Source organism: Hymenobacter sp. UYAg731, assembly GCF_054061335.1.
The window spans coordinates 224,792-239,994 of record NZ_JBSSEC010000002.1; the positions used below are offsets into that span (position 1 = coordinate 224,792).

Sequence of the window (15,203 nt, forward strand, 5' to 3'; positions counted from 1 at the left end):
ATGTTGCTCTATTCCCGTTATTTGGCCGCCGGCGGCCTCGTCAGCACCGATTCGCGCCAGCCCCAGCCCGGCACCCTGTTCTTCGCCCTGAATGGCCCCAGCTTTCGCGGGGCCGACTTTGCCCCGCAGGCGCTGGCCGCCGGTGCCAGCCATGCCGTGGTCAATGATGTGCTGCTGGCCGCCTCCGACCCCATCCACTACACCTACGCGCCCGACCCGCTGGTGGCGTTGCAGGAGCTGGCGCGGCACCACCGCCGGCAGTTCCGCATCCCGGTGCTGGCCATCACGGGCTCCAACGGCAAAACCACTACCAAAGAGCTGCTCACGGCCGTGCTGGCGCAGCAATTCAAGGTGCTGGCCACGATAGGAAACCTCAACAACCACATCGGCGTGCCGCTCACGCTGCTGCGCCTGCGCACCGGCGAGCACGACTTTGCCGTGATTGAGATGGGGGCCAACCACCGGGGCGAAATCGCGGCCTACTGCGAATGGGCCGAGCCCACGCACGGCCTCATCACCAACATCGGCAAGGCCCACCTCGAAGGCTTTGGCGGGGCCGAGGGTGTGGCCTTGGGCAAAGGCGAGCTGTTCGACTACCTGACCCGCACCGGCGGCACGGCCTTCGTGAACACGCTGGACCCGCGCCTGCCCAGCCTGGCCGCGCAGGTGCCCGTCACCCGTACCTACCCCCGCGTGATGGATAACTACCCGGCCACGCTGCTCTCGGCCGCGCCGGCCGTGGCCCTGCGCCTCGGCGACAACACCGAAGTGGTGGCTCAGCTCACCGGCGACTACAACTTCCCGAACTTGGCCGCTGCCGCCGCTGTGGGCCAGTATTTCGGGATTCCGACCGGTAAAATCGCCGCCGCCCTGGCCGGCTACAATCCGCAGAACAACCGCTCGCAGCTGGTACGCACCGCCGCCGGCAACGAGTTAGTGCTCGATGCCTACAACGCCAACCCCAGCAGCATGGGCGCGGCCCTGCGCAGCTTCGCGGCCCGCCCGGTAGGAGCGGCCGGCCAAACCAAGCTGGTAGTGCTGGGCGACATGTTTGAGCTGGGCGACGAGAGCGCCGCCGAACACCGCAACCTCGGCCAGCTGCTGGCGGAGCTGCAATTGCCGCAGGTGCTGCTCATTGGCCCGGAAATGGCGCGGGCGGCGGCGCTGGCCGGTTCAGCCCAACATTTCGCCACCAAAGCCGAAGCGGCCGAATGGCTGCACGCCAACCCCGTGCGCGGCCGGCAGGTGCTGGTGAAAGGCAGCCGCGGCATGGCCCTGGAAACGCTGGTGGAGCTGCTTTAGGCAATGGGTGAATGGATGAATGAGCGAATGACCCTTGCCACATTCACCCATTCAATTCATTCACCCATTGAATCAGAACGGGCTCACGAAATCCTTGAATGCCGGCAGCTCATTGTCCTTGCCTGATACGAGCGGGTGGACTTCGGTGCCCCAGTTGATTGCCAGGTCGGCATCGTCCCAGCGCAGGCCGCCTTCGGTAGCGGGGGCGTAGTAGTCGGAGCACTTGTAGATAAAGATGGTATTGTCTTCCAGAGCCATGAAGCCGTGGGCAAAGCCGGCCGGAATGTAAAGCATATTAGCCCGCTCGGCCGACAGCTCCACCATCTGGTGCTGGCCGTAGGTGGGCGAAGCCGGCCGCAAATCCACGGCCACGTCAAGGGCGCGGCCCTGACCCACGCGCACCAGCTTGGCCTGGGCGTGGGGCGGGCGCTGGAAATGCAGGCCCCGCAGCACGCCTTTTTTGGAGTTCGACTGGTTGTCCTGCACCCACTGGGCGGCGGCCCCGGCCTCGGCCATGAGGCGCTCGCAGAAGGTTTCGAAGAACACACCCCGGTCGTCGGCGAACACGCGGGGGGTAAACTCAATCAGGCCAGCAATTGGGAACGTTTTGACTTCCATTAGAACAAAGGTAGAAGATTGGGGAGGATGGTTTGGTGCGGTTGAGCAGTAAAAAGAACGGTCATGCTGAGCTTGTCGAAGCATCTCTACCGCAGAAGTAAACCAATCAATTGGATTGCATTGAGCGGTAGAGATGCTTCGATAAGCTCAGCATGACCGTTCTTTTGCTTCTTCCTCAGTTACTTCCGTTGCACTGCCGCCACGGCGGCAATGTACTTATCGAGCACCAGCCGCTCATCAAACTTGGTTTCGGCCAGGTAGCGGCTGTTCTGGCCCATACCCTGCAGGTCGGCGTCGGGTAGGCGCAGCACTTGCAGCATTTTGGCGGCCAGGTCCTCGCCGCTGCGCACCTGGCAGAGGTAGCCGTTGCGGCCGTCGACCACGGTTTCGCGGCAGCCGGGTACGTCGGTGGTCACGATGGGCTTGCCCACGGCCGCCGCTTCGAGTAGGGTTTTGGGGGTGCCTTCGCGGTAGCTGGGCAGCACCACGCAGTCGGCTTTGTGCAGGTGGGCGGCCACATCGTCGGAGCGGCCCAAGTATTCGATGTCGCCGCTCAGCAGCCACTCCTCAAACGTGGCACGGGGCACGCCCACGCCGCCGGCCTCATCGAGGCCGCCCAGCAGCTGAATGCGGGTGCCGGGCACGGCCTGCCGGATGATTTTGGCGGCCTCAAAGTATTCGACCACGCCCTTCTCATAGAGGACCCGCGCCACCATCAGGAACACGAACGGGGTTTGGCGCACGAACCCGGCGGCGGGCCGAAACCTGATGGTATCGACGCCGGAGCCGGGCAGCAGGTCGGTGATGCCACGCTTCACCAGGCCATTGTCCAGGAATAGCTGCCGGTCGTCGCCGTTCTGGAAAAACACCTTGGCCGGGAAGCGGAACGCGAAGCGGTAGAGCCCCAACGCCACCTTGCTCACGAAGTTTTTGATGATGAACACCGTGCCCAGCCCGCTCACGTTGTTGATGCTGGGAATGCCCGCGATGCGCGCCGCGATGCTGCCGTAGATGTTGGGCTTGATGGTGTAGTGCAGCACCACGTCGGGCCGCTCGCGCCGGTAGATGCGGTAGAAGCGCCGCGTGAGGGCGGCATCCTTCACGGGATTGGTGCCCTTGTTCTCCATCAGAATGGGCACGAAGCGGCAGCCCAGCTCAGTTTCGAGGCGCGCCGAATAGTCATCGGGCGGGGCAATGGCCAGCACTTCGTGGCCGGCAGCCTGCAAGGCGCGCACAAGGCTGGCGCGGAAATTCCAAATGTTCCAGCTGGTGTTGATGACGATGGCGACGCGCAAGACGGTGAGGGGTAAGGGGTGAAATAGTGAGTTCGGGGGCAAAGGTCGGCCTTACGGATTTTACCCGCACCCGTTTATCCAGACGCTCACAATTTCACCATCTCACTATTTCACCAAATACACCGGTACTTTGTGGGCTCCTTGCGTGTTGTGCTGGCCATGAATCTTCGACTTTTCGCTTTTTTGCTGCTCCCGCTTCTACTGCCGCAAGTAGCTGCGGCCGCGCCGCCGGCGCTGCCGGGCCAGGCCATTTTCCAGAAAAACTGCGTGCGCTGCCACGGCACCAACGGCAAGCGCGGCCTCAACGGCGCGCACGACCTCACCAAGAGCAACCTCAACGAGTTTGGCCGCACCTACCTCGTCACCAACGGCATGGGCAAGATGCCGGCTTTCGGCAAGATGCTCACCCCGGCGCAGGTGCAGCAGGTAGTGGCCTATTCGCTTACTTTGAAGTAGTGAGCAGTTGAGTTCACATCTGTCATGCTGAGCGCAGCCGAAGCATCTCTACCGCGCAACTAATTCAATCGAACTAACGAAGCAGTAGAGATGCTTCGACCGCGCTCAGCATGACGTTCTTTTTGGCTGGATTTGCGTTTACAGTCGAATCCACTCCCCATCCAGCCCATTCAATACTGAAACAATAAAATCCCATGGCAAATACCCAATCTGGCGGCCGCAAGCCCGGCAACAGCACCCGCCACGTCGGCGCCGTCGATGGCGTGAAAGGCCGCGCCGGCCGCATTCTGCTGAAGGCGACCGATAACGGCACCTACGAAACCGCCAAGGAGCACGAAACCGCGGTACTCATCTCGGTGCCCCCGCGCCGGCAGTCCGAAGCCCAGACCACCGAATACCTCGACGAGCTGGCGTTTCTGATTGAAACAGCCGGCGCGACCGCCACCAAGCGCTTCGTGCAGCGGCTCGAAAAGCCCGACATTCGCACCTACGTGGGCGAGGGCAAACTGGCCGAAATCAAGGCCTACGTGCAGCACGAAGGCACCAGTATGGTTGTGTTCGATGATGACCTGTCGCCGTCCCAACTGCGCAACCTGGAGGCCGAGTTGCTGGTGAAAATTGTGGACCGCTCGCTGCTCATTCTGGATATTTTCGCGCTGCGGGCCAAGTCGGCCACCTCGCGCACGCAGGTCGAGCTGGCACAGTATCAGTATTTACTGCCCCGCCTCACCGGCCTCTGGACTCACCTGGACAAGCAGCGTGGTGGCGTGGGCATGAAAGGCCCCGGTGAAACGGAAATCGAAACTGACCGCCGCATCGTGCGCGACCGGATTGCCTTTCTGAAGGAGAAACTCGAAGACCTCGACAAGCAGAGCCACACCCAGCGCAAATCGCGCGGCGGCAACATCCGGGTGGCGTTGGTGGGCTACACCAACGTGGGTAAAAGCACGCTGATGAACGTGCTGGGCAAGGCCGACGTGTTTGCCGAAAACAAGCTGTTTGCCACCGTGGACGCCACCACCCGCAAAGTCGTGCTCGAAAACACGCCATTTTTGCTCTCTGACACGGTTGGGTTTATCCGCAAGCTGCCCACCAGGCTCATCGAGAGCTTCAAGAGCACGCTCGATGAAATCCGCGAAGCCGATTTGCTGCTGCACGTCGTGGATATCTCGCACCCCAATTTCGAGGAGCAGATTCAGGTAGTGAACGATACACTGGTCGACATCGGCGCGGCCGACAAACCCACGCTGCTGGTGTTCAACAAAATCGACCAGTACAAGCACGACGACGTGGAGCACGACCCCTTCGGCGAAGTGCTGGATGCCGAGGACGACGGCACCGCGCCGCGCCCGCCGCTGGCGCAGCTGCAAGCCACCTACATGGCCAAGCTGCACGACCCGGTGGTGTTCATCTCGGCCCAGGACCGCACCAACATGGAGGAGCTGCGCGAATTGCTGGGCAAGCGCGTGGCGGCCCTGCACCAGCAGCGCTACCCCTACCAGGCCAACACCTGGGCCAGCGAATAGCCCAAGCGGCCCGGCGGCATTATCAAATTGTTGCCGGCCCGCTTGGGCATGAACGTTACGTGAATATTATCGTAAGGGCGAAGGCCGGGCTATATCAGGCCTGGCCTTTTCTGTTATGATTCAGGTCCGTTTTCTTCGTTTGGGTGCTCTGCTGCTGCTGGGCTTAGGCCGGGTGGCCGCGCAGGATATTCCCGTGTACCCGCCGCCCGCGCCGCTCGACACGACGGGCGTGGGCCGCACCGATGGCCAGACGTTTGCCAACTCGCAGGTGGTGGGCATGGGACCAAGCAAGGGCCTGATTGTGAAATACGAGCGGATTCCGAGCAACTTCAGCCTTAAAAGCACGGCCGTGGGCGGGGTGGGCGACTACAACACCACCGTCAGCAAAAACGCCAACCTCGTCATTAAGGCTTACGCGCCGCTGCTCAACCACCCGCACCTCAAGCTCATTCTGGGCCTGAACTACGACCGGCAGGAATTCCAGTTCAGCACGCCCGCTACCACCGACCAGTACGGGCTGTACAGCAACATCGAGAACAAGGGCCTGAGCGTGATTGGGGCGCAGCTGGCCGTGATTCGGCCCGTGGACGCGGTGCATTGGTACCTCTTCCGCACCAAAACCGAGCTCAACGGCGACTATAATTCCGGCGAGCTGAACGTGGGAGACTACCTCAAGGTCACCTCCGAGTTTATCTACGGCTGGAAGCGCAGCCCCACCTTTGCCTGGGGCATCGGGGCGCAGCTGGGCTACAACCTGGGCCGCCAGAGCATCTATCCGGTGCTGGTGTACAACCGCACGTTTAACCCGCGCTGGGGCGTAGAGGCGCTGTTTCCGGCCCGGGTGCTGGTGCGGCGCAACCTCTCGCCTAGTTCGCTGCTGTTTGCCGGCTACGAGGTGGCCAGCAACAACTACAACCTCAAGCTGCGCAACGCCTTCGCCTCGCCCAACAACCCCAGAGTCACCTCGCTGGAACTGCGCCAGATTGACCTGAAATTCCGCTTGCGCTACGAGCATGAGCTGCTGTCCTTCCTCTGGACGGGCATCGAGGCCGGCTACCGCTACAACTACCAGTTCAACGCCTTCGACCGCACCAACAGCACCCGCGACCGCCTCATCGACAGCCAGCTTGGCGGCACGCCCTACGCCAGCCTGGACCTGTTCATCGTGCCGCCCAAAAAGCTGCTGCAAAAGGCCCAGCGCAGCCGGAAATAGGGATAAAAGAAGTAGGGTGCGGGGCCGGCCCCCGCCCGTCGTTGAACGCCCCATTCGGAACCGTTCAACGACGGGCGGAGGCCGGCCTCGCACCCTACTTGTATCTGTTACCTAAATACCGAAGTTGTACACGGCCTTCAGGTAGAGGAAAGCGCCGTTGAAGCCCATTTGCACGGGAGCGTAGGCGTACACGTCGCGGTTGGTGGGGAAAGGCGACGGGTAACCGAAACGGTTCTGGAAAAACCGCTCGAACTCGCTGCGGCTAGTGAAGCCGCCGGGTGCCACCCCGTTGGAAGCGGCTTCGTCGATGGTGTTAGGCTTCACGTTGAACAGGTTCTGCGCACCCAAGGTTAGCGTCAGCGCTTTCGCAGGCTGGTAGCTCACGAGCAAATCGGTAACTGTGCGGGGCTTGAACACCAGCAGGTAGCCGCCGAAATTGTACACAGTCGGGTCGGGGGCCACGTCGTAATACTTCACTTCGCCGAAGTAGGTATTGCGCAGGCCCACCCCAAATTTACCGAGGTTGTAGTTCACGCCGAGCAGAATTTTGCTGGCCGGGTTGCCGGTTTCAATGAGCGAAAGCTGACTCGGGTCGATGTAGTTGGTGGTCGGGTCGTCGTCGTCCTGCAGGCGGCGGAAGTTGGCCGGAATATTTTGCCGCAAAGTGCGGGTGTTAGCAAAGTTGGCGGCAGCGGTGACAGCTACTTGGCCGCGGCCAAGGGCATGGCGGTAGTTGGCCACCAAATCGAGGCCCCGGGTGCGGGTATCTACGTCATTCGTAAAAAATCGGGCCGCGTCCACCCGGGCCGTGGTGAAATCCTGCTTCAGTTGCGGGTTGAAGTCGAAGGACTCCTTCTTCAGCAGGCCAGACAGGGTGATGCGGTCGTTTATTTCAATCTGGTATACGTCGGCCGTGAGCGAGAACGCAGGTGAGGGCGTCAGCACCAAGCCGGCGCTGTAGTTAATAGATTTCTCGGCGAATAGCTCCGGAATACCCACAGCTATACGCAACGGGTCCTGGTTGTTGAAGATGCCGTTGTAGGTCACGCCGCCCACGCCCGGGCGCTGAGTAACCTGGCGGTAGAGCACCTGCTGCAGCGACGGTGCCCGAAAGCCCGTGTTGAAAGCTCCCCGCACGGCCAGAAAATCCGTCACCTTCAGGCGCGTCGTCGCCTTGTAAATAAAGGCCGAGCCGAAGGTGGAATAGTTCTCGTAGCGGAGCGCGCCGCTCACGCTCCAGCGCTTGGTTACGTCAGCTTCCACATCGAGAAAAGCGCCCACGTTGGTGCGGCTTCCCACTACCGCCGAAGCCTGGCCGAAACCGCTGAAACCCTGCGCCCCCTGCTGGGCCAACGAGTTGTTGTCGTACTCGGCCTCGGCGCGTTCGTCGCCGCGCATGATTTCGTAGCGGTCGGCCCGGAACTCGCCGCCGAAAGCCACGTTGGTACCGGCCAGCACTTTGTCAAAAAAGCGGTTGGCCGTGGCGTTGGTCACGTTTTGCAGAAACTGGAAGCCCCCGGCGTTGGCAAACACAGTGGGCGATTCCGACCCCAGCGACGCATTCACCGTGTTGGCCAGGTCGTAGGTCATCCGGTTGTAGCCGGTGGTGTTGCTCAGGTCCAAGGTCCAATGGTTAGGACCGCTGCGGCCCAGCACCACGCCCACCGTGCCCGCGCCGTCGTGGATGCGGGTGTTCACCTCGGGCTGGTAGCCATATGGGAACAACTCCTTCACCACCTCATTGGGCTGGGTGGCGGGCAGCACCCACGGCGTGTTGGCCTGCCCCCGGCGGAAGTTGTAGCTGCCAAAACCGTAGAACGCCAAGGCGTCTGACACCTCAACCCGGCCATTGAACAAGCCGCGCACGTTGCGCACGCGGGCATCGCCGTTGTGCTGCTCGAAGTCCTTATAAGTCTTGCCGGCGGCGGCCAGCGCGGCCTGCTCCGCCGCCGGGTTGTTGGCCACGAACACGGGGCTCACCAGCGGGTCGCGGGCGTAGCCGCGGGTGGTGCGGTCGCGGTAGTCGGCGTCGGCGGTCAGGTTCAAAAAGCCTTTCTGTCCCAGGCGGAAACCTTTGTTCACGCCCAGCAGCGTAGCCAGGCCGTCACCTTCCGAGGTGATGCCCGAGCTCAGCAGCACGCTGCCGCCGTGGTTGTCGCTCTTCAGGTTGATGTTCATTACGCCGGCAATGGCATCGGAGCCGTACTGGGCCGCGGCTCCATCGCGCAGCACTTCCACGCGCTCCACCCCCAGGCTGGATAGCGTGTTGAGGTCGGTACCCACGCTGCCCAGACCGCGGTTGCTCAGCAGGTTTACCAAGGCGGTGGTGTGGCGGCGCTTGCCGTTCACGAGCACCAGCATCTGGTCGGTGCCCAAGCCGCGCAGGCTGACCGGGTCCACGTGGTCGGAGCCGCCGGCCCCCGTCTGGCGCGTCGAGTTAAAAGCCGCCACGGTGTATTGCAGCAGTTGGGTGAGGTCAGTTTGGGGCACGGTACGCACCAGCTCGCTCATTTCCACCACGTCAACCGGCACCGCCGATTCCAGGGCGGTGCGGTCACTGCGGCGGGTACCTACGGCCACTGTTTCGGGGTTCAGCGTCACGGTGAGCACAGTGGCTTCGCCGGCTTTCAGAAATACGTTGGTGATGTTCTGAACCCGAAAGCCGGGCTGCTGCACCTGCACCACGTAGGGCCCACCGGACACCAGCCCGGCAATGGTGAACGTGCCCGTCTGGCTGGCTAGCACCGTGCGGCGCTGGCTGGTAGCCAGCGAGATGATGGACACCGATGTATTGGGCTGTACCTGCCCTTGGGCAGAGGTAACCTGCCCAGTCAGGCTCGACGAGCTGCCGGCGGAGGTGGCCCCGGCGCTTTCGTTCGGGGTAGCAGGGGTTTGCGCCTGGGCAGTGGCTGGCAGCAGCGCTGGACTCAACGAAATGCCTAGTAAAAGGCAACGCAGGGTAAAATTATTCATGCAAAAACTTGGGAGGAAGAAAATTATTAAAAAATTAAATTTTAAGAAGAAAGCAAAGAATAGTGCAAGCGGCCAGCCGTATTTTCACGCGGCAGTAAGTCAGAATAATCTTATTTCCCTGTTAAGGACAACAAGTTGAATGGCTGCTACTGTCCAGATAAAGTTTCATTTCACTGGCTGGTAATTCGGCCCAACTATTTATCCCAAATTGGGAAAAGGACTGATTTTTGTTACAAATGATGGAAATATAAGTCCCTATTGTGGAATATTACCGTAAACCTTTTTCTTTTGTTAAAGTTATGGCCGCAATAACTTAAACCAACTTAATTTTTTCTTCAAGTTAAATTTACTTACTCATAATGAAAAAGTCCTACATTTTCTTTTTAGCATCCGCATTGAGCCTCTTCACTGCTTGCAGCAAAAAAGATGACACCACCCCCACCACCAACACCACCACCGAATTGACGGCCACCGTCAACGGTGCTCAGCAGGTGCCAGCCAACAATTCCACGGCCACGGGCACCTTCACGGGCGTGTACACCAGCAGCAACAAGCAGCTTTCGTACGTGGTCACATACCAGGGCCTCACGCCTAGCGTCGCGCATATCCACTCGGGTGCGGCCGGGGTTTCCGGCCCCGTGGCCATTCCCTTCGCCACTCTGACTTCGCCCATCACCGGTACGGTAACCCTCACCGACGACCAAGCTTCTCAATTGCTCAGCAACGGTATGTATGTGAACATTCACACCGCCGGCACCTACAGCAACGGCGAGATTCGGGGCGACATCAAAAAGAAGTAATCCGCCGGGCCAGCTGCGCAGCCTAAAGCCGCTGGCATAACGTCTGCGTTGAAACCACAAAAAGGCCCGCTATCAGCATAGCGGGCCTTTTTATGTGAGTACGTGCTTGAGCCGTGCTACTTCCGCTGGCGGCGCTTCTGGCCCTTCAGCCACGCGTAGGTGGCTTCCTGGGCACGCAAGGGCTTCTCGCCTTCGGCTGCCGGGATAAACCCATTCTCGAAATCGCGGGCCTTCACGTTGTCGTGGCGCTGGAAATCGAGCAGGTGCCGCACTTCGGCCCGCAGGCTTTCGTCGAGGATGGGGAAGGCCACTTCCACGCGGCGGTCGAGGTTGCGCGTCATCCAGTCGGCAGACGAGACGTAGACTTTTTCTTCGCCGCCGTGGCCGAATACGTACACGCGGCTGTGCTCCAGGAACCGGTCGATGAGGCCGCGCTGGCGGATGTTTTCGCTGAAGCCGGGCTGGCCCGGCACCAGCCGGCCAATGCCGCGCACGATGAGTTCGACGCGCACGCCGGCGTGGCTGGCTTCGTAGAGTTTGGCAATCATGCCTTCGTCCTCCACGGCATTCACTTTGAGGATGATGTAAGCCTCGTGACCTTTTTTGGCCTGCTTGATTTCGTAGTCAATCAGCGCATTCAGGCCGGGGCGCAGGCCGAAGGGGGCCACCAGAAGCTGGTGCAGCGCGGGCGCGGTGGTTTGGTCGCGCAGGTAGTCGAACACGACAGCCGACTCCTGGGTCAGCCGCTCATCGGCCGTGAACAGGCCGTGGTCGGTGTAGAGCTCGCTGGTGCTTTCGTTGAAGTTGCCGGTGCTGAAGTAGCCGTAGCGGCGGGTAGTTTCGTCGGCTTCACGGCGGGCGATGAGCAGGAGCTTGCTGTGGACTTTGAGCTCGGGCGGGGTGAAGACGACGTGCGCCCCGGCCCGCTTCAGCTTGTCGGCCCAGAAGAGGTTGGACTCTTCATCAAACCGTGCTTTCAGCTCGACTACGGCCGTAACCTGCTTGCCGTTCTTGGCGGCTTTGAGCAGGGCTTTCACCACCGCGCTTTTGCTGGCCACGCGGTAGAGCGTGATGCTGATGCCGGACACGCGCGGGTCGGCGGCGGCTTCGCGCAGCAGGCGCGTTACGTAGTCGAACGACTGGTAAGGTGGGTGCAGCAGGTGGTCGCGCTGGCCAATGGCGGCCAGCAGGCTACCCGTGCGCGGCAGCGTGGGGTGCGGCAGCGCAGGCCGGGGCGGGTAGTGAAAATCGGCCTCGCCGAAATCGGGAAAGCCGAAAAAGTCGCGAAAATTATGGTAGCGGCTGCCCTCCACCAGCTCCTCGTCGGTGATGCCGGTTTTCTGTTTGATGGCGCGCAGCACTTCCTTCGGCATCTGGGGGTCGAAGAGCATGCGGGCGGGGAAGCCGGTAGTGCGCTTGGCCAGGCTGCTGCGGATTTTCTCCATCAAATCGCCCGAAACCTCTTCTTCAATGTCCAGCTCGGCATCGCGCGAGAGCTTCACGGCGTTGACTTCCACCTGCGCATACGCCGGGAACAGCCCGGCCGCCCCCACCCGGATTACATCGTCCAGAAACAGCACGTAACGTTCCTCGCCCTCGTCGGGCAGGCGCACGAAACGGCCGCCGTGGCGCTTGGTGGGCAGCTCCATTATCAGCACCCGCTCGGCGGCGGACTTGCTTTTGGCTTTGCCGGGGGCGGCATGGGGCTGGCTCAGGAAAAAAGTGAGGTAGACGGCCTGGTCCTTAAGAAAAAGGTGGTGCAGGGTGTCATCGAGGGCCACCGGCGAGAGCAGGTCGCGCACGTTCTCGTCGAAGTAGCGGGCCGTCCACGCGCGCTGCTGGTCGGTGAGCTCGGCCTCGGTGAGCAGGTGAATGTGGTGGCGGTTAAGCTCGGGCAGCAGCTGCTCGCGGAACGTAGCCCCGAACTCCTCCTGCTGGCGCGCCACTTCGGCCAGCACTTCCTTCAACTGCCGCTTGGGGCTGTCGCCGAGCTTGGCGCGGGTTTTCTTTTTGAGCTTCGTCAGCCGCCGCAGCGTGGCCACGCGCACCTTGAAAAACTCGTCGAGGTTGCTGCTGAAAATAGCCAGAAACTTGAGGCGCTCCAGCAGCGGCACGGTGGGGCACTGGGCTTCTTGCAGCACGCGGGCGTTGAAACGCAGCCAGCTCAGGTCGCGGGAAAGGGTTTTCAATTCGTTGGAAGATGGTTGGCGAAGTCGTTGAACGGAAAACTCCCCTCCTCAGATGATTCCCCTCTCTATTCCGCGTTGCGCGGGTAGTCGTAGAAATAAAACTCGGCGTTCACCTTGCTCACTTCGGCCCAATGGTCGCAGGCGAAGCGCAGGCAGACCACGGCGGCGGTGGGCATCTCGTTGAGGCTGGAGGGCGAGAGCGCGTTGGCCGTTTCGGTGATGGTGGGGTTGTGGCCCACCACCAGAACTGAGGCGGCCGAATCGGGCAAAGCCTTGATGATGGTGAGAAAATCGTCCACGTCGGCCCCGTAGATGCCGGGCTCAACCACAATTTTGTCGTGTGGGTACTGCATTTCGCGGGCCACCAGCACGGCCGTGCTCATGGCGCGCACGGCGGGCGAGCTCACGATGGCATCGGGGCAGATGCGGCGCTTGGCCAGCGCCTGGCCCATCAGGGGGGCATCGTCGCGGCCCCGGTCGTTGAGGGGGCGTTCCTGGTCGCTGAGCTCATCGAAGCTCCAGCTGGATTTGGCGTGGCGAAGGAGATAGAGGGTTTTCATGGGGGCGAAGCTAACGGGCTTTTGCTTACCCGGGAGGTTAGGAAAAGGTTATGGGGGGCAGGACGTGGGAATAATAGCAGCCTAAACCCCGAATGTCATGCAGAGCGCAGCGAAGCATCTCGCGTGGGGCAGTAACTCAATCGAATGGATTTTACTTGAGCACGCGAGATGCTTCGATACGCTCTGCATGACGGTTACTATTGCGCGACTACTTACTTCTGTACAACTACTTACCATTCACCAGCCCTTTTTATTCTCTGGTAGCGCACACAAAAGAGCCCCAACCAACCGGCCGGGGCTCTTCTGTTTTCAGTGGCTCAGAAAGGCTATTCTTTCACGAAGCGCTGGTGCGAGGTTTTGCTGCCGTCGCTCACGCTCAGCATGTAGATGCCGGTGCGCAGCGAGGCCACGTTCAGCTGGCCATCCACGAAGGATAAGCCCTTGATTTCGCTGCCGCGCACGTCGTACACGCGCACCGAGAACGCCTGCTCGGGGTCCATGCTCAGGGGGCGGGCAATGCTCAGCACGCTGGTGGCCGGGTTGGGGTACAGCGTGTACTGGTCGGCCAGGCCGGAGGTGCCGCTGGTGCGGGCCGTGGTGCCATCGAGGCGAGTACCGCCGGTTACGGTGATGGTGTAGTCCTCCGTTTCGCCATAGCTATAGCTGCCGCAGCTGGTGGTGCCGCTGTTGTCGCTCAGCACCACGCGCATGCGGGTATTGCCGCTCTTGGCCGAAGCCGGCACCGTGAAGGAGCCCGTGCGGGTAGCGGCGCTGGTGCTGGCAGCAGCATTTACCACGAGCTCACCGGCATCGGTGAACACGCCGTTCTGGTTGTAGTCAATGTACACTTTCACGTACTCCGAGTAGGCTGTGCCCACGAAACCGGCCGAGAAGCTGATGGTCTGGGCCGAGCCAGCGGCTACGCTGGTGCTCAGCGCGATGCCGTCGTAGTAGCCGCCATCGGCGCCGGAGGTGCGGGCAATGGTGCCCAGCTTCACGTAGTCGAGGTACTCGTAGGCCACGCTGGTGCCTTTGCTGGTGCAGTAAGTAACGGGAGGAGGCGTGCCGCCGCCACCGCCGCTGGGGGCCACGCCGCCCTGCGAGGTGAGCAGGGCCACGCGGGCACCGCCACTGCCAAACAGCGCGTTCATGCGCGAGCTCTGGCCGGTCGAGAACATGAACATGGCGTTGTCGTCCACGTAGTCCATGTAGTTCATGAACATGTCGCCGTTCGGGCCGTTCGAGCACGATACCTGCGGGAACGTGGGCTTGCCGTAGTGCTCCGCGCCTTGGTTAGGGGTGTCGGCCACGTTGTCGGTGCCGGTGCAGGCTCCGCCGTCATCGCCCCAGATGTGGTTCAGGTTGAGCCAGTGGCCCACTTCGTGGCTGGCGGTGCGGCCCAGGTTGTAGGGCGAGGTCACGGTGCCGGTGCGGCCGAAGTACACGGGCGAAATCACCACGCCGTCGGTGGCCGAAGCGCCGCCGGGAAACTGGGCGTAGCCCAGGATGCCACCGCCGATGGTGCCCACCCAGAGGTTGAGGTACTGGCTCGAATTCCAGGCGTCGAGGCCGCCGGTGCTGGCTTTCTTGATTTTATCGGCCGTGCCCCAGCTGGCGGTGGTGCTGCTTTTGCGCTCGATGCCCGTGGTGGCGAGGCCGCTCGGGTTGCGCTTGGCCAGCACGAACTGGATGCCTACGTCGGCTACCTGACCGGCAAAGGCGCTGGGGGTTTTGGTGTAGTCGGCGTTGAGTTTGTGGTAGTCCTCGTTCAGCACGTCAATCTGCGACTGAATCTGGGCATCGGAAATGTTCTCGCCAGTCGTGCTGTAGAGTACGTGTACCACCACCGGAATGGTCAGGGTGACGGCGGCCGTTGCGTTGGTCGCCTGGTTGGTTTTGGCAAACTGCGCAGCCTGGTTGTTGATGGCGGCCATGCGCTGGGCTAGGCCGGGGTCGGCGGCGAGCTGGGCGGCCAGCACTTCCACCGAAGCGCAGGTACGGTGCGGGGCGGGTGCCTGCGCACTGGCCGAAGCAGAAGTTAGCGCAAGGCCCAGAAGGCTTAACGCAGTGGCGTAAACATTTGCTTTCATTCAAACAGGGTTTTGATGGTGAAAATGGTTTTTGGACCGGCAAGCTATTGAAAATATTGCAACGTTATTAATAAAATTCCGGCATCGCTTACGTTATTTTCAATTCATTATCTTATTTCATTATTCACTTGATAACAAACCTAGAAAATTCACCGATATTTCATATTTTTTGCGAAATAAA

General features: G+C 61.2%; 11 protein-coding genes. 5 read left to right on the forward strand and 6 right to left on the reverse strand.

The annotated features are described in order from the left end of the window. A complete protein-coding gene (locus ACVWYF_RS05530) occupies window positions 1–1,302 on the forward strand; it encodes a UDP-N-acetylmuramoyl-tripeptide--D-alanyl-D-alanine ligase (protein ID WP_457065457.1) in 1,302 nt (433 codons plus the stop codon). Between the two features lie 72 nt (window positions 1,303–1,374). On the opposite strand, the gene rfbC is transcribed toward ACVWYF_RS05530, so the two are convergent. After that, a complete protein-coding gene (gene rfbC, locus ACVWYF_RS05535; protein ID WP_457065458.1) occupies window positions 1,375–1,920 on the reverse strand; it encodes a dTDP-4-dehydrorhamnose 3,5-epimerase in 546 nt (181 codons plus the stop codon). A 179-nt stretch (window positions 1,921–2,099) separates the two neighbouring features. After that, window positions 2,100–3,215: a glycosyltransferase family 4 protein gene (locus ACVWYF_RS05540; RefSeq protein WP_457065460.1), complete on the reverse strand. Its 1,116-nt coding sequence runs from the start codon at window positions 3,213–3,215 to the stop codon at window positions 2,100–2,102. 183 nt (window positions 3,216–3,398) lie between these two features. Between ACVWYF_RS05540 and ACVWYF_RS05545 the strand changes: the two genes are divergently transcribed. The 3 genes from ACVWYF_RS05545 (at window position 3,399) to ACVWYF_RS05555 (ending at window position 6,410) form a co-directional block, all read left to right on the forward strand. Continuing rightward, entirely contained in the window at window positions 3,399–3,671 is a 273-nt protein-coding gene (locus ACVWYF_RS05545) for a c-type cytochrome (protein ID WP_457065462.1), read from the forward strand. 194 nt (window positions 3,672–3,865) lie between these two features. Further along, window positions 3,866–5,197 (forward strand): GTPase HflX, encoded by a 1,332-nt coding sequence (hflX, locus tag ACVWYF_RS05550; RefSeq protein WP_457065464.1) that lies wholly within the window; start codon window positions 3,866–3,868, stop codon window positions 5,195–5,197. A gap of 115 nt (window positions 5,198–5,312) precedes the next feature. Then, window positions 5,313–6,410 carry a hypothetical protein gene (locus ACVWYF_RS05555; RefSeq protein ID WP_457065466.1) on the forward strand — a complete coding sequence of 366 codons (1,098 nt, stop codon included), beginning with the start codon at window positions 5,313–5,315 and terminating at the stop codon, window positions 6,408–6,410. A gap of 111 nt (window positions 6,411–6,521) precedes the next feature. On the opposite strand, the gene ACVWYF_RS05560 is transcribed toward ACVWYF_RS05555, so the two are convergent. Beyond that, window positions 6,522–9,383, reverse strand: a complete 2,862-nt coding sequence (locus tag ACVWYF_RS05560) for a TonB-dependent receptor (protein ID WP_457065468.1) — start codon at window positions 9,381–9,383, stop codon at window positions 6,522–6,524. A 359-nt stretch (window positions 9,384–9,742) separates the two neighbouring features. On the opposite strand from ACVWYF_RS05560, the gene ACVWYF_RS05565 reads away from it, so the two are divergent. Further along, window positions 9,743–10,183: a CHRD domain-containing protein gene (locus ACVWYF_RS05565; RefSeq protein ID WP_457065469.1), complete on the forward strand. Its 441-nt coding sequence runs from the start codon at window positions 9,743–9,745 to the stop codon at window positions 10,181–10,183. A gap of 116 nt (window positions 10,184–10,299) precedes the next feature. Here the strand turns inward: ACVWYF_RS05565 and ppk1 are convergent, their stop codons facing one another. The 3 genes from ppk1 to ACVWYF_RS05580 form a co-directional block, all read right to left on the reverse strand. After that, window positions 10,300–12,372, reverse strand: a complete 2,073-nt coding sequence (ppk1, locus tag ACVWYF_RS05570; RefSeq protein ID WP_457065471.1) for a polyphosphate kinase 1 — start codon at window positions 12,370–12,372, stop codon at window positions 10,300–10,302. Window positions 12,373–12,437: 65 nt separating this feature from the next. Continuing rightward, window positions 12,438–12,932 carry a SixA phosphatase family protein gene (locus tag ACVWYF_RS05575; protein ID WP_457065473.1) on the reverse strand — a complete coding sequence of 165 codons (495 nt, stop codon included), beginning with the start codon at window positions 12,930–12,932 and terminating at the stop codon, window positions 12,438–12,440. Window positions 12,933–13,258: 326 nt separating this feature from the next. After that, window positions 13,259–15,022, reverse strand: coding sequence for a GEVED domain-containing protein (locus ACVWYF_RS05580; RefSeq protein WP_457065475.1), 1,764 nt, complete (start codon window positions 15,020–15,022; stop codon window positions 13,259–13,261). Between the last annotated feature and the right edge of the window lie 181 nt (window positions 15,023–15,203).